The sequence below is a fragment of the Streptomyces sp. WM6372 genome (genome assembly GCF_001279655.1).
Lineage (GTDB): Bacteria > Actinomycetota > Actinomycetes > Streptomycetales > Streptomycetaceae > Streptomyces.
Genome location: NZ_LGDB01000177.1, coordinates 1 through 21,871, shown reverse-complemented (window position 1 = coordinate 21,871; position 21,871 = coordinate 1). Strand labels below are relative to the sequence as shown.

Sequence of the window (21,871 nt, the reverse complement as noted above, 5' to 3'; positions counted from 1 at the left end):
GGGGGCCGGTGGGCCGGCCGGTCTCAGGGGCAGGTCTCCTCGAACTTGACCACGGTGAACGCAACGGGCTGACCGTCCAGCCGGGTACCCGCCTTCGGATCCTGCGAGCACACCTTCCAGTTCGATTCCTGGAGCACCATCCGGCTCTGGGCCGCGTCCTTGACGGTGATGCTCGTGTTCGACGGCAGTGCGGCACGGGCGACCTTCATGGACTTGCCGGCGAAGTCCGGCACGGTCCCGCCCGCTTCCGGCTGCGGCCCCGGGTCCGCGGCGGGACAGCTCTCTTCGAGCTTCACGGCGCCGAAGTCGAGCGTCGTGGCGGTCGGGACGGTCGCGCCGGCGGCGGGGCTCTGCGAGCAGACCTTCCAGTGCCGGTCCACGGCCTGGAGCCGGCCGCGGCCGAGCGCGTCGTGTGACTTCAGCAGGGCGAACCCCGCAGCCTGGGACTCGTCCTGCGCGCTCTGGAGCCCCTTCCCCACGAGCTGGGGAACGGTGGCGGTCTTCGCCGCGGAGCCGGGGCCCTTCGAGGAGGCGGATAAGCCCGACGAGGCGGGCGGAGCGGGTGTGCCGCCGGAGGTCGCCAGGTCCTGGCAGGCCGTGAGGGCGAGGAGTCCGGCGGTGGTGAGCAGGACGGCGGTGTGGTGTGTGCGCATCCGGCCATGCTCGTCGCGACGGGGACCTGCCGGGTGGGAAATGACGGGTCTGTGACACGCGGAGGGGGAGACGCGACGGGCCGGATCCGGAAGACACCCCCTAGGCGAAGTGGGCCGAGGCCAGGACCGAGCCCTCCGGGGTGAGGAGGCGGGCGCCGGCGAGGGTCGTGGCGTTCACGTCGGTCGTCGCGACCCAGTAGCCGTAGCCGTCCCGGAGCGAGAACGTACCGAGGCGGGTCATCGTGCCGTCCGTGTGGTCGAGGACGCAGCTGATCTCGGGCATCGGCTTCTCCAGGTCCACCGACATGTACACCCAGCCCTGCGCGCCCGGGTGGGCGAAGACCCGGCCCACCTCCCGGCCGCCGGTGACCAGCGGGGCCTGGAGCAGCTGGAGGCCCGCGCGGGCCGTCGGGGACGCGGGCGGTGCCGAGGCCTGCTGGATCGCCGTGCCGGCCGCCCAGCCGCCGAACCCGCACGCCACCGCCAGGGCGGCCGCCACGGCCGCGACCCGGGGCCGCAGCAGCCACCGCCGGGCCGGAGCCCGGGCAGGCGTGGGGGGCGGCGGCTGGAGGCGGGCCGCGACGCGGCTCTCGAAGCCGACCGGGGGCTCCGTCCCCGGCAGCAGGCCGAGCAGGTCGTCGCCGACCAGCGCCAGCTGCTCGATGTGCTCCCGGCAGCCGGGGCACTGGTCCAGGTGGGCGACGGCGCGGGCGCGCTCCCGGGCCGGAAGGATGCCCAGCGCCAGCTCGGCGTCGAGTTCCCTCAGCTGTTCGCAGGTCATCTCGCTCATCGCCGGCTCTCCTCGGCCCCCAGGGTCCTGCGGAGCTTGTGCATCGCCGTACGGATCCGCGTCTTGGCCGTCCCCAGCGGGACCCGCTCCATGTCCGCGATCTGCTGCGCGGTCAACCCGTAGATGCCCGCCATCACCAGGGCGCGGGCCTGCTCCCGGGGCAGGGTCGCCACGGCCGCCCGTACCCCGGCCGAGGTCTCGGCGGCGACGGCGTGCTGTTCGGGGGTCTCCGTCACGATGTCGAGGAGGGCGTCCAGGTCCTCCGGGGCGACCGGATTGGCCCGGCGGGCACGGACCGCGTCGATCGCCAGATGGTGCGCGATCGCCGTCAGCCAGGTCCGTACCGACCCGCGGCGCGAGTCGTAGACCTGCGCGTGCCGCCACGCCCGCTCGAACGTCTGCTGGGCGATGTCCTCGGCGAGCTGGGCGTCGCCCACCACGGCGATGGCCACGCCGAAGACCGTGCGCTGGAAGCGGCGCACGAACGCGACGGCGATCTCGGGATCACCCGTCGCAAGGCCCGACAGCAACGCTTCGTCCGGCGCACGCCCGAGCGGGAGGCCCATTCTCTGCACGTCACTGGATACGTTCGGCCTCCCCGAATGGATTGATTCGGGTTCGTGCGGAAACACCCCTTCATTCTCCTCCTGTCCCCGCTCCCGCTCCCGTCCGCGCTCTCCCGGCCGCCGCGCGCAGGTCACGGGGGACCCCGCCGACGGCGGTAGGTTGCCTGATGCCGGTCGTGCGGTCGGTCTGTCGGTCGGTCGTGCGGTCGGTCGGTCGTAGGGCAGGTCGTGCGGCAGGTCGTCACCCGGCGCGGTCGGGAGCAGTCGGGGGGTGAGGGGCATGCGGCGCAGGGCGGTGGCCGAGGCGATCGGCGCGGGCGAAGTGCTGTACGCGGCCGCCGGCGCGCTGCTGGCCGACCACCGGCGGGCCGTCGAGGCCGTACGGGAGGCCTGGGCTCCGATCCACGCCGACCTGGCCCGCGCCGAGCTGCGGCGGATCCCCGCCGACCGGCTGGGACACGTCACCGAGGGGCGGCTGCGGGCGGGCGCCGTGGCCGCCATCGAGGCGGCCGGGTTCGACACCGTGCAGCGGGTGCTGGACGCAGGGCGCCACCGGCTCCGGCAGATCCCGGGGGTCGGGCAGCAGAGCGCCGACCAGGCGCTCGGCGCCGCGCGGCAGCTCGCCGAAGCCGTCGGGGAGACCGTCGCCGTGCACCTCGACGTGGACCGTCCCGAGCCCCGGACCACCGCCCTGGTCGCCGCCCTGCACCCGCTCGTCGAGGCCGGGCCCGACGCCCGCCGGGCCGTCGAGGCGGCCACGGACCTGGACGCCGGGCTCGGACCGCTGCTCACCGACGCCGCACCCGCCGCCGGCCGGCTGCGCGGGTGGTTCGCGGGCCGGGAGCGGCGCGAGCGGGCGCTCGCCGCCCTCGCCGAGATCGGCCGGCGGACCGGGCGGGCCGCCGCGGACGGAGTGCCCGTCCTGCTCGGGCAGGCCTCGGTCGACCTGCTGCGCGGCCCCGCCGACGAGGCGGCCGCCTGGGTCGACTTCGAGCTGCGCTCCGCCGAGTACTACGGCCTGCTCGCGGAGGTCACCGACCGGCCCGGAGGCGGCGCCGATCCGGCCGCTGCCCAGGGGTTCCTGCCCGAGGCGCTGGTCGAGCGCGTCCGCGCCCAGGCCCTCGACGGCACGCACCGCCGGGTCTCGCTGCGCGGGTACCAGTCCTTCGGCGCCCGCTTCGCCCTCGCCCAGCGGCGGGTGATCCTCGGCGACGAGATGGGACTGGGCAAGACGATCCAGGCACTCGCCGCCCTCGCGCACCTCGCGGCGCAGGGGCACCGGCACTTCCTCGTGGTCTGCCCGGCCGGCGTCCTGATCAACTGGACCCGCGAGATCGAGGCGCGCAGCACCCTGCGCGCGGTCGCCCTGCACGGGCCCGGCCGGCACGACGCCTTCGCGGACTGGCGGGGGGAGGGCGGGGTGGCCGTGACGACCTTCCAGGCGCTGACCGGATTCCCCGAGCCGACGGCCGACGGGCTGGGGATGCTCGTCGTGGACGAGGCGCACCACGTCAAGAACCCGCAGGCGCAGCGCTCGCTCGCGGTCGCCGCCTGGGCCGCGCGCTGTACGTACGTCCTCTTCCTGACCGGCACCCCGATGGAGAACCGGGTTTCGGAGTTCCGCAGCCTCGTACGGGTCCTGCGGCCCGAGGTGGCCTCCGGGATCGGCGACGTCGACACGGTGGCCGGGTCGAAGGCGTTCCGCAAGGCGGTGGCCCCCGCGTACCTGCGGCGCAACCAGCGCGACGTGCTCGCCGAACTGCCCGGGGTCCAGTGGACCGACGAGTGGGAGGAGCTGAGCGGGGCCGACCGGGAGGCGTACCGGTCGGCGGTGCGGGCCGGCAATTTCATGGCGATGCGCAGGGCCGCGTACGCGGAGCCGGAGAAGTCGGCGAAGCTGCGGCGGCTGCGCGAGCTGGTGGCGGAGGCCGCGGTCAACGGGCTGAAGGTCGTGGTGTTCTCCGCGTTCCGCGAGGTGCTGGGGGTGGTCGAGGAGGCGCTCGGCCGGCCGCCGCACGCGGGCGGCGGTGGCGGTGGCGTTCTCTTCGGGCCGATCTCCGGGAGCGTGCCGCCCGCCCGCCGCCAGCGGCTCGTCGACGGGTTCGGGGCTGCGGCCGGGCACGCGGTGCTGCTCGCGCAGATCGAGGCGGGCGGCATCGGGATCAACCTCCAGGCGGCGTCGGTGGTGATCCTCTGCGAGCCGCAGGTCAAGCCGACCACGGAGCAGCAGGCCGTGGCCCGCGCGCACCGGATGGGCCAGGTGCGCGCGGTACGGGTGCACCGGCTGCTGGCCACCGACGGGGTGGACCAGCGGATGCTGGAGGTACTGGAGCGCAAGGCGCGGCTCTTCGACGCGTACGCCCGGCGCAGCGTGGTGGCGGAGTCGGCGCCCGAGGCGGTCGACGTCTCGGACGCCTCACTGGCCCGCCGCATCGTCGAGGAGGAACAGGCCCGCCTGGGCGCCGCCCGCTGACGCCGCAAGCCCCGCCGGGACCGCCGGGCCGCCCGACCACCCCCGCCAAGGCCGAGGTGTGCGAGCAGTGCGTCAAGAAGGCGGGCCCGCCAGGGCCGAGGTGTGCGAGCGGTGCGTCAAGGATCAGAGGCCGCGGACCGAGGCGATCGTGAAGGCCGTCGGCGTACCCGGGCCCATCGGGCCGCCCTTGTCGAACTGGGAGCGGACCACGAGCGTGCGGCCCGGGGTGTGGCTCAGCGTGGTCGGGATCTGCAGTGACGGGTCGGTGATCGTCCGGGTCAGCCGGGCCCGGGTGCCGTCGGGGCTGACGTGCCACCGGGTCAGGGTGTTCGTGGTGTTGTGGGCCACCCGCAGGGTGCCGTCGGGCGCCAGGTCGAGGCCGTCGGCGTGGGTGAGGTTCCCGCCCTGGAGGGCGACGCGGGTGATCGCGCCGGTGCGCAGGTCGATGCGGTGGAGGTCGCCCGCGGTCATGTCCACGGCCAGCAGGAAGCGGCCGGCCGGGTCCGAGACGATGCCGTTGAGGGCGAAGCTGCCCGCCGGGGACGGGGTGAGGTGCCCGTTCAGGTCGTACGCGGGGACCAGCGCGCCCGAACCGGCCGCGAGCTGGGCCGGGGTGACCCGGTAGATCACCGAGCGCACGCTGTCGGTCAGGTAGGCGGTGCCGTCCGGGGTGATGGTCAGGTCGTTGACGAAGAGCCCGCCGGACCCGGCGACCTCGAAGTGGGCCAGGCGGCGGCCGGACGCGGTGTCGTAGACGGCGACGCCGGAGGTGGAGTCGGTCACCCACAGGCGGCCGCGGGCGTCGACGCGCAGGCCGTTCGCGGTGTGGCGGCCGTCGGTGCCGGCGGGCAGGAACACCTCGGCGGTGCGCTGCCCGGGGCGGGCCCGGTAGACGGTGCCGTCGGCGTACGAGCCCACGTAGACGGTGTGGTTGCGGGGGTCGGTGGCTATGCCCTCGGGGTAGACCTTCGCGCCGGGGAGGGTGAAGGCGGTGGAGACGCGGCTGTCGGAGACCGGTGCGGCCGAGGAGGCGGCCGGGGTGGCCTGCGAGGCGTGCGCCGCCGGGATCGCGCCCAGCGTGAGCGCCGTCGTCAGGGTCAGGAGGGTCGCGGGCAGGAGCTTCTTCAGCACAGCAGGTGTCCTCTTCCGTGTGGGTGAACACGAAGATATGTTAGAGCTCTAATGCATGCAAGGGCCTTAGGATGCAGCAATGACCTCCATGCCTCCCGAGGAGCGCATCGGCTCGCACGTCAAGCGCGCCGAACAGGCGCTTCTCGCGGCCAAGAACGCCGCGCTCAAGCCCGCCGCGGTAACGGTTCCGCAGTACGCCGCGCTGCTCTGGCTCTCCGAGAAGCCGGGGATCTCGGCCGCCGCGCTGGCCCGCCTGTGCGGGGTGACGCCGCCGACGATGAACACCGTGCTGAAGAACCTCCAGGAGCGCGCGCTCATCGTGCGGACCCCGCACGAATGGCACCGCAACGTGCTCGAGACCCGGCTGACGGAGGAGGGGCGAGCTGCGATGGAGCTCGCCGACGCCGGCGCCGTACGGGTGGAACGGGCGCTGGCCGCCGCGTTCTCGGCGGAGGAGCGGGAGCGGCTGATCGGCCTGCTCGGGCGGTGCGCGGAGGTGCTCGACGCCCAGAGGTGAGTTCTCGTACGCCAGAACCAAGGCGCTCAAGGCGCGCAAGGCGCCCAAGGTGATACCCAGCTGTTCCGTCCCGCCCGACCGGGACGGTGATGACCGTTCGGAGCGAAGTTCGTGCACCAGTCCCCGCCCGCCAGGCGTTCCCGCCGCGCGCTATGGATATCCGCCGCCGTGGCCTTCGCGCTCCTGCTCGGCGGCGCCGGCTTCGCCGCCTGGAAGCTCGAATGGCTCTCCGGCAACGGTGCGTCCGTGAGCTTCGGCAAGGCCCCCGCCCCGCCCGCCTCCGATGCTTCCGCCGCTCCCGACGCGGGCAAGCCGACCCCGGGCGCGCCGTCGCCCTCCGCCCCGCCCAGCGGCGATCCGGACGTGCTGCTGCCGACCGGCCCGAGGTCCGACTTCAAGCAGACCGCCAAGCTGGACGACGGCACGATCATCGCGAAGGCCCGCCTCGCGGGCGCGAAGTCCGGCTTCGAGGGTGACGTCTGGGTCTGGACGCCCAAGGAGTACAACGAGGCGAAGTACGAGAAGAGCGCCTTCCCGGTGCTCATCTCCCTTCCCGGCGGCAACGGGTTCCCGAGCAACTACTGGTCCGACCGCAGCCTCGGACTCCAGAAGGCCATCGGCGAGGGCGTCCAGGCCGGCACCAGCCTGCCGTTCATCGTGATCATGCCGGTGCTCAATCCGGACAGTAAGTACTACTACGACGGCGCCGACATCCCCGGCCAGCCCAAGATGGGCACCTGGATCGCCGAGGACGTCCCGGCCTTCACCAAGGCCAACTTCCGTACGTACAAGTCCCGCGACGGCTGGGCCTTCATGGGCTCCTCCTCCGGCGCCTTCGTCGGCATGAAGACCGTCCTCCAGTACCCGGACCGCTTCAAGGCCGTGATCGCCAGCGGCGGCGAGATCGTTCCCGACTCCCCGCTCTGGAAGGGTCACCAGGCCGAGATGGACGCGAACAACCCCGAGAAGCTCGCGCAGAAGCTGATCGACGGCAACGGCCCCGAGGTCTACATCAACTTCCAGATCGGCACCAAGGAGTCGGGGAGGGAGCGGATGACCAAGTTCCAGCAGTCGTTCGGCAAGGGCCCCGTCAAGATGACCATCCGCGACATCCAGAACGGCGAGCACAACGGCTGGCACTACGTCCGGGGCATGAAGGAAGGCTCCCTGGAGTGGATCAGCAAGGTGCTCAAGGCCCCGCAGCCCGCCACCGGCTGACCGGCCCGTACGCACGGTGTGCCCGGACCTGCGTGGGACGCACCACGTCCCGCCGGTCCCAGGCAACCCATCCGATCGTTGACACCTCTGTAAGGGGTGAAGGGGGACCGATCGGTCCGACCCGCGCTCTTCGGGAGCGCCGGAGAAGGAACGGGACAAATCCGTGCAGCATGACCAGCTTCAGGGTGACGGAGACCTCATGACCGAGGAAGGCCCGCAGACCACGGGCCGCCGCCGTCCCAAGCGCCTGCGCAGGCTTCTGATCAGCGGTGCGCTGGCGCTCACGCTCGCCGCCGGGGGCGGCGCCGCGGCGTACAAGTACAAGCTCTTCTCGGACATAGGGGATCCGGTCTCCTTCGGGAAGGTCCAGGAGTCGGCCGCCGCGGCCGAGGAGATCCGGCCGGGGGTGAGCATGCCGACCGGACCGAAGGCCGAATTCGTGCGGACGTACCGGATGCCCGACGGCACGCAGATCGGCCGGACGACGCTGACCGGCGCGAAGTCCGGGTTCACCGGCGACGTGTGGGTCTGGGTCCCCAAGCAGTACGACGACCCGAAGTACGCCAAGAGCGCCTTCCCGGTCCTGATCTCCCTGCCGGGAGGCCGCGGCTACCCCACGAACTACTGGGGCACGGGCCCCGGCCTCGGCCTCCAGAAGGCCGTGAGCGACGGGGCGAAGGCGGGTACGAGCCTGCCCTTCATCCTGATCATGCCGGTGCACAACGCGGACACCAAGCACCACTTCGACGCCTCCGACATCCCCGGCGAGCCCAAGATGGGCACCTGGATGGCCGAGGACATCCCGGATTTCACGAGGGCCAATTTCCGGACCTTCACCTCCCGGGACGGCTGGGCCTTCATGGGCTCCTCCGCGGGTGGTTTCGGCGCGTTCAAGCACGTCCTGAAGTACCCCGACCGCTTCAAGGCGGCCATCGCGAGCGGGGTCGACATCGTCCCCGACTCCCCGCTGTGGAAGGGGAACACGCAGGCCATGGACGAGAACAACCCCGAGAAGCTCGCCGAGAAGCTGATCAAGGAGGGTGGTCCGGACGTCTACATCAACTTCCAGATCGGCACCAAGGAGACCGGCCGCGAGAAGGCCGAGAAGTTCATGAAGGAGTACGGGAAGGGTCCCGTGCACACCACGCTCCAGGTGATCCAGGATGGTGAGCACAACGGGAAGTCGTACGTCCGCGGTATGAGGGAGGGCGCTCTGGAGTGGATCAGCAAGGTCATGCTGGCACCGACCCCCGACCCCGGCGTGCGATGAAGGCAGTCGTCCGGGGCGCGGCCGCGGCTGCCGCCGCCACCGTGGCGGCGGCCTTGGCCGTCGGCTTCGTCAAGGCGACGGACGAGGACCTGAACGCCGTGCACGCCTTCCCCGGCGTCGGCGTGCTCATGGCGAACGGTGAGCACTGGTGCACGGCGAGCGTCGTCGACAGCCCGAAGGGCACGGTCGTCGCCACCGCCGCGCACTGCGTGGCCCCGGCGGGCGAGGGCGGCGAGCCCGGAGCGGTCGCGCACGACGGCATGGCCATCGGCGCGCTCTCCTTCGCCCCCGCCTTCACCGGGGAGGGCGGCGGCCGCCAGCCCCTCGGGGTGTGGAAGGTCCGTGCGGTCCACGTGGACGACCGTTGGACCAAATGGGGCGAGGACACCGCCGACTTCGCCTTCCTCAGCATCGAGCCGGACGAGGACGGCCGTACGGTGCAGCAGGCGGTCGGCGGCGCCGCCGAAGCCCCGAAGCCCGACTGGACCTCCGGGTACGAGCGCGAGGTGACGGTCGTCGGCTATCCGGAGTCGGACCGCAACCCGCAGAACAAGCCGGTCTCCTGCACCACCCAGACCGGCCACGACCAGGAGGACCCGGCGATGCTGTACATCAGCTGCGCGGGCTTCTGGTCGGGCACCAGCGGAAGCCCCTGGATCGCCGACCGCGGCGGTCCGGGGAACCCGGGGCGGCTGATCGGGGTGCTGAGCGGCGGGGAGACGGACGTGGACTCCACGGCCGCGCTGTTCGACGAGAAGGCGAAAGCGCTGTACGAGCGGGCCGCGCGGGACTGAGGCCCGCCCCGCCCCGGGCCGTGTCGTGGGAGGCGCCGGTCACTGCCTGCGCTCGGTGCTGACGATCACGCACACCGCCACCACGACGATCGCGCCGCCGACCAGGATCGGCACGGTCAGGGCCTCGTCGAGGATCAGCGCCCCCAGTGCGACGGCGACGACCGGGTTGACGTACGCGTACGTGGCCACCAGCGACAGCGGCGCCGCCTGGAGCAGCCACACGTACGCCGTGAAGGCGATCAGCGAGCCGAACACGATGAGGTAGCCCAGCGCCAGCCAGGACGCCGTGGAGTACGCGGCCGGGTCCAGCGCGTGGTGCTCCCCGCGCAGCAGGCCGACGACGATCCCGCCGGCCCCGCCCGCGAGCATCTGGTACGCGCTGCCCGCGAACGGGTTGTCCGGCATCGACAGCTTCGACGCGGAGAACGAGCCCAGCGACCACAGCACGGACGCCACGAGCACCAGCACCACCCCGGAGAGCCGCACGTCGCCGCCGATGCCCGGGGCGGTCAGCACCGCGAGCCCGGCGAAGCCCAGCAGCACGCCGCCGAGGGTGCGCAGCGGCGGCCGGTCGCCGGTGGCGGTCCGCAGCACCACCAGCCACATCGGCACGGCGGCGATCAGCAGCGCGGCCAGGCCGGACGGCACCGAGGTCTCGGCGAGCACGACGAGCCCGTTGCCGCCCAGCACCAGCAGCAGGCCCACCACGACCGCCGAGCCCGCCTGCGTACGGCCGGCCCGGAGCGCGCCCGGCCCGTACCGCCAGGCGACGAGGCCGAGCAGCAGCAGGCCGGCCGCGATGAAGCGGGTTCCGGCGGAGAGGAAGGGCGGCATGGTCCGGACGACCACCCGGATGGCCAGGTACGTGGAACCCCAGACGACGTAGACGAGGGCGAGCGCGGTCCAGACGGCCGCGCCGAGCCCGCGGGGCGCGGACTGCGGGGGCGGCCCGCTCCCGGTGGTCTCCGAGGTGCGCATGACGGGATCCTAGGTTCGTCGTGGGGTACCCGCTCCTCGGTACCGGCGTCTCAGCCCTTGAGCAGGGCGTTCAGCTCGCCGTACGGCAGGCCCGGGTCGAGCGCGGTGTACGTGCCGCCCGCGAGCAGCTCCTCGGCGGCGCGGCGGACCACGTCGTACGCGGCCGACGCGACCCCGGAGCCGAGGCTGACGCGGGCGACGCCGAGGGCGCCGAGCTCGGCGACGGCCGGGGCGCCCGGGCCGGCGAGGAGGTTGAGCGGGGCGTCGATGCCCTTGACCAGCTCGGTGATGGTGGCCGGGTCCGTGACGCCGGGGACGAAGATGCCGGAGGCGCCCGCGCGCAGGCAGGCGGCGGCCCGGGAGAGCGTCTCGTCGAGGCGGTTCTCCTCCTCGCCGAGACCGAAGAGGAAGGTGTCGATGCGGGCGTTGATGAACAGCGGCACCCCGGCGGTGTCGGCGGCGGCGCGGGCCGCGGCCACCCGCTCCGCGTGGTCGGCGGGGGCCCGCGTGCCGTCCTCGATGTTGATGCCGACCGCGCCGGCTTCGAGCACCCCGGTGACGGTCTCGGCGACCCCGGCGGGGTCGGCGCCGAAGCCGCCCTCGATGTCGGCGGTCACCGGGACGGAGACGGCCGCGGCCACCCGGGCGATGAGGTCGAGGGCGCGGTCCCGGCTCAGGGCGTCCCCGTCGGGCGTGCCGAGGGACCAGGCGACCCCGGCGCTGGTGGTGGCGACGGCGGGGGCGCCCGCGGCCTCGACGAGGCGGGCGCTGAGCACGTCCCAGGCGTTGGCCAGGGCCAGCGGCGCGGCGGGGGTGTGCAGGGCGGTGAAACGGCGGGCGAGGTCAACGGTGGTGGTCATCGGCCCAGTTCATCAGAGCGGACGGGGCTTCGGCTGGCGATTTTCCGACACGTAGTCCGATGGGCGCCGCATGCTGCGAAGGACGCGGCCTACGCCAGACCGGCCTTCAGGCCCGCTCCGCACAGGGGGAGGACCGCCGTGCGGCCCTGGAGGGGATCGGCGGGGGCCAGCGGGCCCACCGCGGCCCAGCAGGCCGCCGCCGTCGGCTCCACGAAGAGACCGCGCCGCGCCAGGTCCCGCTGGGCTGCGCGCAGGGCCGGGTCCGGGACCGTCAGGAAGGTGCCGCCCGAATCGCGGACCGCCGCCAGGATCTGGCGCGCCCGCGGCGGGGCCGGGATCGCGATCCCCTCGGCCAGGGTGGGCCGCTGTTCCACCGGACCGGCGTCCTCCGCGCCCGCCGCGAAGGCCGCGGCCAGGGGGGACACCGCCTCCGCCTGAACGGCGATGAGGGCCGGCGGCTGCACCCCGCGCCGGGCCAGTTCCGCCACCGCCAGCGCGGCCCCCAGCAGCAGGGTGCCGTTTCCGACGGGGACGACGAGGGTTTCGGGGAGCCGGCCGCCGAGCTCCTCCCACACCTCGTACACGTACGTCTTCGTCCCGTGCAGGAAGTACGGGTTGAAGACGTGGCTCGCGTAGAAGACCCCGGGGAGGTCGGCGGCTTCCCGGGCCGCCACCGCCGTGGCCTCCCGGCCGCCCGGAACGAGGCGGACCGCCGCCCCGTGCGCCCGGATCTGCTCCGTCTTCTTCTCCGAAGTGCCCTCGGGCACGAAAATTTCACACGGGAGCCCGGCCCGCGCGCAGTACGCCGCCACGGCCGTCCCCGCGTTCCCGCTGCTGTCCGCGACCACCCGCTCCGGAGCCAGCCGCCGGGCCAGTTCCGCGAGCATCACCGCGCCCCGGTCCTTGAACGACAGGGTGGGCATCAGGAAGTCGAGCTTGGCGTGAACCCGCTCCGCGAGCGGGACCAGCGGGGTGTTCCCCTCCGACAGCGTCACGGAGAACGCCCCCGGCAGCGGGAGTACGGAGCCGAACCGCCAGAGCGAGTTGGGTCCGGCGGCCGGTTCGAGCGGACTGGCCGGATCCGGCACGAAGTCGAGATCCCACGGTCCACCGCACAGCGGGCAGCACCAGGGGGCCGTCCGGGCGTCGGCGCGCGTGGCGTCTTCGGGGCAGACGTAACCGGGGAGTGCGTGCGTCATGTGCGGAGCGCCTTTGCTCGTTCATGGCCGTTGTATGGCACGGATGTTAAGCGTTCGTCATCCTCTTGTGGGACTGCCGGAGCGTGCGTCAACCTTTCGGCAGCGGCAGCCGGCAGCACATGGATGTCATTGTCATGGGCATGTCCATTTCTTGATGTCCGTCGCCCGGCTGACCGCTCTTCATGTCACCGACGAGAAGGACCCCCCACATGTCCGCGATGCGTCACACCCGCCGGAAGATCGCCGGCCTCAGCGCGACCGCAGTCGCCGCCCTCGCGCTGGGCGCGGCCGCCGCGTTACCCGCCTCCGCCGCCGACAACGGGCCCCAGGGCGTCATCGAGAACGCCGGCGTCCCGGGCGCGGTCGCCGAGAGCTACATCGTGACCCTGAAGGACTCGGCCGCCCGTTCCACCGCCGACAGCGGCAAGGCCGTCGCCCGCCGGTACGGCGCGACGATCGGCCGTACGTACAGCGCCGCCCTCAACGGCTACTCCGTCAAGGTCTCCGAGGCGCAGGCCAGGAAGCTCGCCGCCGACCCGGCGGTCAAGTCCGTCGTGCAGAACCGGACGTTCACCGTCGACGACGCCCAGGGCACCCAGCCCAGCCCGCCGTCCTGGGGCCTGGACCGCATCGACCAGCACCCGCTCCCGCTCGACAACAGCTACACCTACCCGGACCAGGCCGGCGAGGGCGTCACGGCGTACATCATCGACACCGGCGTGCGCATCAGCCACACCGAGTTCGGCGGGCGCGCCTCCTACGGCTACGACGCCATCGACAACGACAACACCGCCCAGGACGGCCACGGCCACGGCACGCACGTCGCCGGCACGGTCGCGGGCAACTCGTACGGCGTGGCCAAGAAGGCCAAGATCGTCGGCGTCCGCGTCCTCGACAACAACGGCTCCGGCACGACCGAGCAGGTCGTCGCCGGCATCGACTGGGTCACCCAGCACGCCGTCAAGCCGGCCGTGGCGAACATGTCGCTCGGCGGCGGCGCCGACCCCGCGCTCGACACCGCCGTCCGCAACTCGATAGCCGCCGGCATCACGTACGCCGTCGCCGCGGGCAACGAGTCCACGGACGCGAGCACCAAGTCCCCGGCGCGGGTCGCCGAGGCCATCACGGTCGGCGCCACCACCAGCACCGATGCCAAGGCGAGCTACTCCAACTACGGCTCGATCCTGGACGTCTTCGCCCCCGGCTCCTCCATCACCTCCTCGTGGGGCACCGGCGACACCGCCACCAACACCATCTCGGGCACCTCGATGGCCACGCCGCACGTCGTGGGCGCGGCCGCCCTGTACCTCTCGCAGAACCCCGCGAGCACCCCGGCGCAGGTCTCCGCGGCCCTGGTGGCGGCGGCCACCCCGAACGTGGTGACCGGTCCCGGCTCCGGCTCCCCGAACCGCCTGCTCTACGTGGGCGGCGGCACCACCCCGCCGAACCCGGGCAAGCGCTTCGAGAACACCGCCGACTACGCGGTCAACGACAACGCGACCGTCGAGTCGCCGGTCACCGTCAGCGGGGTCACGGGCAACGCCCCGGCCGCGCTGAGCGTCTCGGTCGACATCAAGCACACGTACATCGGTGACCTGAAGGTCGACCTGATCGCCCCCGACGGCTCGGTCTACACCCTCCACAACCGCAGCGGCGGCAGCGCGGACAACATCGTCAAGACCTACACCGTCAACGCCTCCTCGGAGGTCGCCAACGGGGTGTGGAAGCTCCGCGTGAACGACAACGCCAACGTCGACACCGGAAAGATCGACTCCTGGGCGCTCCAGTTCTGACGCGCTCGTGACCCACTTCTGAGGCACTCCTCACGCACGGAAACCGCGGGGGCGACCGTTACGGCGGTCGCCCCCGCTGCGTACTATTTCGCGCATTCGTTCGTGCGCCCCCCGTGATGGAGCCCCTCGCCCCGTGAGCACCCCGCCGCCGCCCCACTGGCCCCCTCCGCCCGCGCGGCAGGAGTACGGGGAGCCGGCGCTCAACGGCTTCGCGCTCGCGTCGCTGCTGGTCGGGCTGTTGTGCCTGCCGCCGCTCGGCGTCCTCTTCGGGATCGTGGCGCTGGTCCAGATCGCCCGGAAGGGGGAGCGGGGCAAGGCGCTCGCGATCACGGGCATGGTGGTGTCGCTCGCGATGACCGCGGCGCTGGTCCTCGTCGCGGACCGGGCGGGGGAGCGGCTCTTCCACCGGCTGGACACGCTGGAGCAGTACCAGGACGTCGAGGGCGAGTTGACCGCCATGGACGACATGCGCGCGGGCGACTGCTTCAACGTCCCCGGCGGGGACCTGCTCGCCGAGCGCCCGTTCATCTACAAGATCGCCTGCGCCGAGCCGCACGAGGGCGAGGTCACCTCCTCGACCCGGCTCGCGGGCGGCGCGGCCTTCCCCGGCGACCCCGAGCTGAGGCGGACCTCCGTGGACGCCTGCTGGAAGGCGCAGGACGCGTACGCGATGGACTCGTGGGCGCTGCCCTCGTACGCGGAGATGTTCTACTTCGGGCCCTCGCACGAGTCGTGGAGCGGCGGCGACCGGCGGCTGCTCTGCGTCATCGGCACGGCGGAGCAGGAGCACCGCGGCAGCCTGCGCAAGGACGCCACGATGCTGACGCCGGAGCAGGTGGCCTTCCTGCGCGTGATGAACGAGGTCGACCTGGCGCTGGGCGGCGAGCCGGAGGAGGAGATCGACGAGGCGCTGCCGCGGTACCTGGAGTGGGCCGGCGCGGTGGACCGGGCCCTGGGCGTGGAGGCGGGGCTGCTGGACGGGGTGCGGGAGCGGCCGGAGCTGGCCGGCCCCGCAGGTGCGCAGCTCAAGGAGGTCGAGGCGGCGCGCGCGGGGTGGCGGCGGGCGGCCCGGGCGACGAGGCCGGCGGAGTTCCAGGCGGCGTGGGACGAGGCCTCGGCCGCGCTGTCCGTGGACGCGGAGAAGGCGCTGCGCGGGGCGTACGGGCTGGCGACGACGGTGCCGGAATGGCTGGCGGGGCAGTCGGACGGCTCGGACGGTGACCCGGAGGACTCGGACGGCGGCTCGGCGGGCGACTCGGACGGGGCGTCCCCGTCCGCGCTCTGAGGCGCCGTCGAGAAGAGCGTGATGTAACGCGCGGTAACCGGTTTCAATGACCTGCCTTCATCACTTCGGGTGAAACTCTGGCCCTTGCTTGCGATGTACAACCGTCGGTTGCCAGGGTGTAGCTGTCTGTCAAGCTGATGGGAGTGGCCAGTGACTTTCGGTGAGCAGCCGGCCTATCTGCGCGTCGCCGGGGATCTGCGACGGAAGATCGTCGATGGGTCCCTGCCCCCGCACGCCCGGCTCCCCTCGCAGGCCCGGATCCGCGAGGAGTACGGGGTCTCCGACACGGTCGCGCTGGAGGCGCGCAAGGTCCTCATGGCGGAGGGGCTGGTCGAAGGCCGCTCCGGGTCGGGTACGTACGTACGGGAGCAGCCCGTGCCGAGACGGGTCGCCCGCTCGGGATACCGCACGGGCGGGGCGTCGACGCCGTTCCGGCAGGAGCAGGCCGAGGCGGGCGCGCGCGGGACGTGGGAGTCCAGCAGCGAACAGGCGGCCGCTCCGGCGGACATCGCCAAGCGGCTCGGCATCGAGCCGGGCGAGCGCGTGATGCGCACGCGGTACGTGTTCCGCGACGCCGGCGAGGCGATGATGCTGTCGACCTCCTGGGAGCCGCTCGCGGTCACCGGCCGGACCCCGGTGATGCTGCCGGAGGAGGGGCCGCTCGGCGGCTCGGGGGTCGTGGACCGGATGGCCGCCATCGACGTCGTCGTGGACAACGTGGTGGAGGAGGTCGGCGCACGGCCGGGCCTGGCGGAGGAGAACATGCTGTTGGGCGGGGTTCCCGGCCATGTGGTCCTGGTGATCGGCCGTACGTACTTCGCGTCCGGGCTGGCGGTCGAGACCGCCGACGTGGTGGTCCCCGCGGACCGCTACCGCCTCTCGTACCACCTGCCGGTCCGGTAGCCGGCGCGCGGCGGTCTCCGGCGTTCCCCGGTGGTGTGACCCCCGGGGGAGCGCCGTCGCATGACGGGACGTCATGGACCCGGTGGATTTCGGCGCGATGGTGATCGCCCCCGGCGCGCCGGTCCTCGCCTTCTGTGTGCCGTGCGCCCTCTGCGCCGAGGCGCACCCCCGGTTCCGCGCCGGCCTCGGGGCCGGACTCGCCCTCGCCCCGTGCCCGTTGACCGTGCGATTCTCCGCGCGGTGCGCCGGGTTCGAACCGGCGCGCACGGCCTGCTCGTACGCGTGGCCGGATGCGTACGCCTGGGAGGTACCTCTTCGTAAAAAACCGTATCCGCTCCGTAAAGGTCGGGCGTAAGCTCGGGCATATGCGCAATGCGGTTTCCCGGGCAGGTACATCGGCGGAGGGTGAAACGCGATGAACGACAGCGGTGCCCTGCTCCCATGGCTGGTCATACGTCAGGACGACAACGGCAACCGCTACCGGGTGGGCCGCTACCCCACCCGGTCCGAGGCCCAGAAGGTCGTCGACAGCCTCGAAGACGGGGGCCACAGGCAGCTGTACTGGGTCGAGCGGATCAGTCAGACCGCCACGACGAACTGAGCGTCCGTACGTTGACATAGGCTCCGCCCCATGACGGTACGCGTGGTCGTGGGCGGAGCCCTTTGTCATGAGGGCCGCCTGCTGGCCGCCCGCCGCAGCGCGCCCCCCGAGCTGGCCGGACGGTGGGAGCTGCCCGGCGGCAAGGCCGAACCCGGCGAGTCCGTTCCCGAGGCGCTCGTACGCGAACTGCGCGAGGAGCTCGGCGTGGAGGCCGAGGCGCTGGAGCGGATCCCGGGGGAATGGCCGCTCAAGCCCGGGCTCGTCCTGCACGTGTGGACCGCGCGGCTGCTGTCCGGCGAGCCCGCGCCGCTGGAGGACCACGACGAGCTGCGCTGGCTCGGGCCGGAGGAGCTGGACTCCGTGGACTGGCTCGACCAGGACCGGCCCGCCGTCGCGGAGGCCGGCCGCCGGCTGCGCGAGGGGCGGGCCGGGCAGGACGAGCGGGCCGGACGCGGCGGACACGGCGGACATGGCGGGCGCGATGGGCGCGATGGGCGCGCCGAGCGCCACGAACGGCACACCAGGTCGCACGGGGGCGCGTGACGCGCGTGCGCTGGGCCGTCTGCGCCACAGTGCGCCGGTGCGTGAGGGATCGGGTGGTACGACGCCTCGAATATCGGGTATGTCGCTATTAGTCCCAATCGTGTACTGCCCCTCGTGGCTCTGTCCCTGCGGAATCGGACTGGGGCCGTTGCCGGCCCGGGAAGTGATCGGCGTGATCGACACAGACGGTGAATGCGCCGAGTGGGCCTTCCCCGCAGAGCCCGGCGCCGTCCGCACCGCCCGCCACGCCGTGCGCGGCACGCTGAGCTCCTGGGGCCTGGACTCCGTCGGCGATGTCACCGTCCTGCTGGTCAGCGAGTTGGTCACCAATTCACTGCGGTACGCCTCCGGCCCGATCGGGGTCCGGCTGGTGCGGCAGAATCCGGCCAGCGGGAGTCCCGCGGGGGGCGCCGCGCTGTTGGTGGAGGTATCCGATCCGCTTCCGGATCCGCCCCGCGAACGGGTCGCGACGCCGGAGGACGAGGGCGGCAGGGGGCTTCATCTGGTCGCCGTCTCTGCGCAGCGCTGGGGAACCCGGCACGGGAAATCGGGTAAGACCGTGTGGTTCGAGTTGGCACTTCCTGGTGAGTAACAAGGTGACGGATGGCCGACGATCACAGGGCATGGCTCGAAATAGTCGGGACCTTTTTGTGATCGTGAACGCCGTGCCGTGCGGGGCCGTGGTGCTGAATACTTCGGTCATGGCCGGTCCGGTTGCGGTGAGCTGGAGGGGACGGTCGCGTGAGCGAGATACCTGCGCAGGCACATCAGGCCCGTGTGCCCGGGGAGACATGGCACGACTCCCTGTGGCACAGCAGCCCGCCTGGCTCGATATATGACTACATAAAGGTCGCGTCCTTTTCCATCGGACCCGACGGGCTCATCGACCAGTGGAGCCTGCGCGCCGAGGAGCTGTTCGGGCTGACCGCCGCGCAGGCCGTGGGCCGGGACCCGGTGGACGCCTTCATGCCGCCGGAGCTGCGCGCCGACGGCCACCGCAGAATGGCCGAGATCCTCGACGGCAAGGAATGGACCGGCCTCGTCCCCTTCCGCATTCCCGGCGGGGGCGGCGCGCACGGCGTGGCCGAGATCTACGTGATGCCCACCCAGACCGAGACCGCCGAACGGGCCGCGCTGTGCGTCGTCGTCGACGTACGCGCGCTGCGCCGCATCGAATCCGATCTTGCCGCTTCGCAGGCCATATTCGGCCAATCTCCTTTCGGCTTCCTGCTCTTCGGCACGGACCTCACCGTGCAGCGCGCCAACCGCCGTTTCGCGACCGTTTTCGGCGGTGCGGTCGAGGAACACCGCGGCCGCACCGTCCACGACTACCTCCCGCCCCAGGAAGCCGACCGGATGACCGAGGCCCTGCGGCGGGTCCTGGAGACCGGCGACTCCGTCACCGACCTCCGGATCACCGGCGCCGCCCCCGGCAGCCGGGACCACCGCCACTGGTCCATCAACCTCTACCGCGTCCACGGCGGCACCGGCCGCCCCGTCGGCGTCGCCGGCCTGGGCACCGACGTCACCCGCCGCCACCTCGCCGCCCGCGAGGCCGCCGGGGTCCGGCGCAACCTCGCCCTGCTCAACGAGGCCGGGCACCGCATCGGGAATTCCCTCGACCTGGAGACCACCGCCCGCGAACTGCTGGACGTGACCGTCCCGGGCTTCTGCGACCTCGCCGCCGTCGACCTCTACCAGGGGCTGCTGCTCGGCGACGACGACCGGCCCGCCCGGCCGCACGGGCCCGGCGTACCCCCGCTGCCGCACGGACGGGGTCCCGGACGGGCGCCCTCCCCGCCGCTGCGGAGGGTCGCCTTCGCCTCCGCTGTATCGGACGGCCCGCTGTCGGATCCGGGCGCGGCGGTCTCCGTCGGGGAGGTCCACCGCTATCCGGCGGCCTCGCCGGGGGCGCTGGCCCTGCGGACCGCGCGGCCCCGGCTGATCGAGGGCGGCGGAGCGGACGACCTCGTCCAGTCGACGCTCGTCGTCCCGATGGTCGCCCACGACACCGTGGTCGGGCTCGCCCAGTTCTCCCGTACGAAGGGCAGCGAGCCCTTCGGGGAACGGGACCGGGCGGTGGCCGTGGAGCTCGCCGCCCGCGCCGCCGTCTGCATCGACAACGCCCGCCTGTACCGGCGCGAGCACGAGCGGGCGCTGATACTCCAGCGCAGCCTGCTGCCGCCCGGCGACCCCGAGGCGGCCGGCCTCGACATCGCCTGCCGGTACCTGCCCGGCAACGCGGCCACCGAGGTCGGCGGGGACTGGTTCGACGTCATCGAGCTGCCCGGGCACCGCACCGCGCTGGTCGTCGGCGACGTGATGGGCCGTGGGCTGCGGGCCGCCGTCGCGATGGGCGAACTGCGCACCGCCGTACGGACCCTGGCGCTGCTGGACCTGGAGCCGGCGGAGGTGCTGACCGCGCTGGACGAGATCGCCCGCGGGCTCGGTGCCCCCGGCGGCGCCCAGCAGGCCTCCCGGGCGGCCCTGCACTCGCGGGACGCGGACCGCTCGGAGGTGTACCTCGCGACCTGCGTGTACGCCGTCTACGACCCGGTGACCCGGCGCTGCACCATCGCCAACGCCGGCCACATGCCGCCGGTGCTGGTGGAACCGGCGGAACCGGGCTCGCCACCGCGGCCCGCCCTGCTGCTGGAGGTGCCGCCCGGGATGCCGCTCGGGGTGGGCGGGGAGCCGTTCGAGGAGGTGGAGATCGACCTCCCCGAAGGCGCCCTGCTGGCCCTGTACACGGACGGGCTGGTCGAATCGCGCGACCACCCGCTGGAAGAAGGGCTGCGCGGGCTGCGGGAGGCGCTCGCCGACCCGGTGCGGCCGCTGGAGGACGTCTGCGACCACGTGCTGAACACGCTGGACACGCGGCACGGAGAGGACGACATCGCGTTGCTGATGGCACGGGTGCAGGGGCTGCCGATGGACGCCGTCGGTGACTGGCAGCTGCCGCGCGAGGCCCGCTCGGTGGGCCGGGCGCGGGAGCTGGCGCGGGCGAAGCTGCCCGCGTGGGGGCTGGAGGGGCTGCTGGACACCACCGAACTGCTGGTCAGCGAGCTGGTGACGAACGCCCTCCGGTACGGCGAGGGCGAGATCCGGCTGCGGCTGCTGCTCGACCGCACCCTGGTCTGCGAGGTCTGGGACGGCAACCTGGTGCAGCCGCGCCGCCGCCGCGCCCGGGACACCGACGAGGGCGGGCGCGGCCTCCAGCTGGTCGGCATGCTGTCGGCGGGCTGGGGCACGCGGCGGACCCACCGGGGGAAGACGGTGTGGTTCGAGCTGCCGCTGCCCGGCGGCGGGTCGGAGCACGTGACGGAGCTCTCCGCGGAGCAGCTGCTGAGCATGTACGGCTGACCGCGGGCGGGCGGCGGGCGGTCCGCCGGGCGGTCCTTCGGGCGGCGGGCGGTCCGCCGGCGGGTCCGCTGCGCGGGGGGAAAGCCCCGCGCAGCGGGTGCGTCAGGCGGCCCGGGACTTCAACGCCGCCAGGCGGGCCTCGACCTCCGCGGACTTGTCGAGGTCGTCCAGGGCCTCGAACTGGGCGTCCAGGGAGGAGGCCGCCAGTTCCTGCCGGCCCAAGGCCCGGGCCTCCTCCCGGCGGACCTTGTCCTCGAAGCGGGCGATGTCGCTCGTCGGGTCCATGACGTCGATGTTCTTCACCGCGTCCATCATCGTGTTCTGGGCCTGCGCGGTCTTGGCCCGGGCCACCAGCTCGTCGCGCTTGGCCGTCAGCTCCGTCAGCTTGTCCTTCATCGAGGCCAGCCCGGACTTGAGCTTGTCCACGACCTCCGTCTGGGCGGCGATCGTCGGCTCCGCCGTCTTCGCCTCCTTCTCCGACCGGAGCTGGCGGCCCAGGGCGACCTTCGCGAGGTTGTCGAACTTGTCGGCGTCGGCGGTCGAACCCGCCGCCCGCAGCTCGTCCGCCTTCCGGCTCGCCGCGAGCGCCTTGCCACCCCATTCCGCGGCCGCCTCCACGTCCTCCGTGTGGTCCGCCTCCAGCATCCGCAGGTTGCCGATCGTGGTGGCGACCGCCTGCTCCGCCTCCGCGATGTTGTTCGTGTAGTCGCGGATCAGCTGGTCCAGCATCTTCTGCGGATCCTCCGCCTGGTCCAGCAGCGCGTTGATGTTGGCCTTCGCGAGCTGGGTGACGCGGCCGAGGATGGTCTGCTTGCTCATCGGTGCCCTTTCATGGAGGGGGAAGATCGGGTCAGAAACGGCCGCCGCCGCCCATGCGGCCGCGCGTGCCCCCGCCGCCGAACGAGCCCGGGCCCGGCCCCCCGCCCCCGAACCC

Annotated in this window: 19 protein-coding genes and 1 pseudogene; 12 read left to right on the top strand and 8 right to left on the bottom strand. The window is 73.0% G+C overall.

Annotated features, from left to right (window positions below):
* Positions 1-23 precede the first annotated feature (23 nt).
* From ADK52_RS14945 to ADK52_RS14935, 3 genes are all read right to left on the bottom strand, one after another.
* Positions 24-653 carry a PASTA domain-containing protein gene (locus tag ADK52_RS14945; RefSeq protein WP_053690287.1) on the bottom strand — a complete coding sequence of 210 codons (630 nt, stop codon included), beginning with the start codon at positions 651-653 and terminating at the stop codon, positions 24-26.
* Between the two features lie 100 nt (positions 654-753).
* On the bottom strand, positions 754-1,443 hold the full coding sequence (locus ADK52_RS14940) for a hypothetical protein (RefSeq protein WP_053690286.1): 690 nt from the start codon (positions 1,441-1,443) through the stop codon (positions 754-756).
* The gene (locus ADK52_RS14935; RefSeq protein WP_053690285.1) at positions 1,440-2,009 is read right to left on the bottom strand and encodes an RNA polymerase sigma factor; all 570 of its coding nucleotides are present in this window, start codon (positions 2,007-2,009) and stop codon (positions 1,440-1,442) included. The genes ADK52_RS14940 and ADK52_RS14935 overlap by 4 nt, the downstream gene beginning before the upstream one ends.
* A 280-nt stretch (positions 2,010-2,289) precedes the next feature.
* On the opposite strand from ADK52_RS14935, the gene ADK52_RS14930 reads away from it, so the two are divergent.
* A complete protein-coding gene (locus ADK52_RS14930; protein ID WP_053690284.1) occupies positions 2,290-4,482 on the top strand; it encodes a DEAD/DEAH box helicase in 2,193 nt (730 codons plus the stop codon).
* Positions 4,483-4,605: 123 nt separating this feature from the next.
* Here the strand turns inward: ADK52_RS14930 and ADK52_RS14925 are convergent, their stop codons facing one another.
* On the bottom strand, positions 4,606-5,613 hold the full coding sequence (locus tag ADK52_RS14925) for an SMP-30/gluconolactonase/LRE family protein (protein ID WP_053690283.1): 1,008 nt from the start codon (positions 5,611-5,613) through the stop codon (positions 4,606-4,608).
* A gap of 79 nt (positions 5,614-5,692) precedes the next feature.
* Here ADK52_RS14925 and ADK52_RS14920 point away from each other — a divergent pair, with 79 nt between their 5' ends.
* From ADK52_RS14920 to ADK52_RS14905, 4 genes are all read left to right on the top strand, one after another.
* A complete protein-coding gene (locus ADK52_RS14920; protein ID WP_053690282.1) occupies positions 5,693-6,130 on the top strand; it encodes a MarR family winged helix-turn-helix transcriptional regulator in 438 nt (145 codons plus the stop codon).
* 168 nt (positions 6,131-6,298) lie between these two features.
* The gene (locus ADK52_RS14915; protein WP_234343806.1) at positions 6,299-7,348 is read left to right on the top strand and encodes an alpha/beta hydrolase; all 1,050 of its coding nucleotides are present in this window, start codon (positions 6,299-6,301) and stop codon (positions 7,346-7,348) included.
* A gap of 199 nt (positions 7,349-7,547) precedes the next feature.
* Positions 7,548-8,618 (top strand): alpha/beta hydrolase, encoded by a 1,071-nt coding sequence (locus ADK52_RS14910; protein WP_053690280.1) that lies wholly within the window; start codon positions 7,548-7,550, stop codon positions 8,616-8,618.
* Entirely contained in the window at positions 8,615-9,412 is a 798-nt protein-coding gene (locus ADK52_RS14905) for a trypsin-like serine peptidase (protein WP_053690279.1), read from the top strand. The genes ADK52_RS14910 and ADK52_RS14905 overlap by 4 nt, the downstream gene beginning before the upstream one ends.
* 39 nt (positions 9,413-9,451) lie before the next feature.
* Here ADK52_RS14905 and ADK52_RS14900 read toward each other — a convergent pair whose 3' ends face one another.
* From ADK52_RS14900 to ADK52_RS14890, 3 genes are all read right to left on the bottom strand, one after another.
* Positions 9,452-10,390 (bottom strand): EamA family transporter, encoded by a 939-nt coding sequence (locus tag ADK52_RS14900; protein ID WP_053690278.1) that lies wholly within the window; start codon positions 10,388-10,390, stop codon positions 9,452-9,454.
* A 50-nt stretch (positions 10,391-10,440) separates the two neighbouring features.
* Positions 10,441-11,250, bottom strand: a complete 810-nt coding sequence (locus ADK52_RS14895; protein ID WP_053690277.1) for an isocitrate lyase/PEP mutase family protein — start codon at positions 11,248-11,250, stop codon at positions 10,441-10,443.
* 89 nt (positions 11,251-11,339) lie between these two features.
* Positions 11,340-12,449 carry a pyridoxal-phosphate dependent enzyme gene (locus ADK52_RS14890; RefSeq protein WP_053690276.1) on the bottom strand — a complete coding sequence of 370 codons (1,110 nt, stop codon included), beginning with the start codon at positions 12,447-12,449 and terminating at the stop codon, positions 11,340-11,342.
* 209 nt (positions 12,450-12,658) lie between these two features.
* Between ADK52_RS14890 and ADK52_RS14885 the strand changes: the two genes are divergently transcribed.
* From ADK52_RS14885 to ADK52_RS14855, 7 genes and pseudogenes are all read left to right on the top strand, one after another.
* Complete coding sequence (locus ADK52_RS14885) at positions 12,659-14,242, top strand: S8 family peptidase (protein ID WP_053690275.1); 1,584 nt, start codon at positions 12,659-12,661, stop codon at positions 14,240-14,242.
* Between the two features lie 133 nt (positions 14,243-14,375).
* The gene (locus ADK52_RS14880; protein WP_053690274.1) at positions 14,376-15,527 is read left to right on the top strand and encodes a DUF4190 domain-containing protein; all 1,152 of its coding nucleotides are present in this window, start codon (positions 14,376-14,378) and stop codon (positions 15,525-15,527) included.
* Positions 15,528-15,677: 150 nt separating this feature from the next.
* Positions 15,678-16,430 (top strand): GntR family transcriptional regulator, encoded by a 753-nt coding sequence (locus tag ADK52_RS14875; RefSeq protein ID WP_053690273.1) that lies wholly within the window; start codon positions 15,678-15,680, stop codon positions 16,428-16,430.
* Positions 16,431-16,845: 415 nt separating this feature from the next.
* Positions 16,846-17,031 (top strand): SPOR domain-containing protein, encoded by a 186-nt coding sequence (locus ADK52_RS14870; protein WP_053690272.1) that lies wholly within the window; start codon positions 16,846-16,848, stop codon positions 17,029-17,031.
* A gap of 30 nt (positions 17,032-17,061) precedes the next feature.
* A pseudogene (locus tag ADK52_RS14865) lies at positions 17,062-17,460 on the top strand ((deoxy)nucleoside triphosphate pyrophosphohydrolase); the annotation flags it as partial.
* Positions 17,461-17,737: 277 nt separating this feature from the next.
* The gene (locus ADK52_RS14860; protein WP_053690271.1) at positions 17,738-18,166 is read left to right on the top strand and encodes an ATP-binding protein; all 429 of its coding nucleotides are present in this window, start codon (positions 17,738-17,740) and stop codon (positions 18,164-18,166) included.
* Positions 18,167-18,324: 158 nt separating this feature from the next.
* A complete protein-coding gene (locus ADK52_RS14855; RefSeq protein WP_420714886.1) occupies positions 18,325-20,937 on the top strand; it encodes a SpoIIE family protein phosphatase in 2,613 nt (870 codons plus the stop codon).
* Between the two features lie 102 nt (positions 20,938-21,039).
* On the opposite strand, the gene ADK52_RS14850 is transcribed toward ADK52_RS14855, so the two are convergent.
* Entirely contained in the window at positions 21,040-21,756 is a 717-nt protein-coding gene (locus tag ADK52_RS14850) for a PspA/IM30 family protein (protein WP_053690269.1), read from the bottom strand.
* Positions 21,757-21,871: the final 115 nt, after the last annotated feature.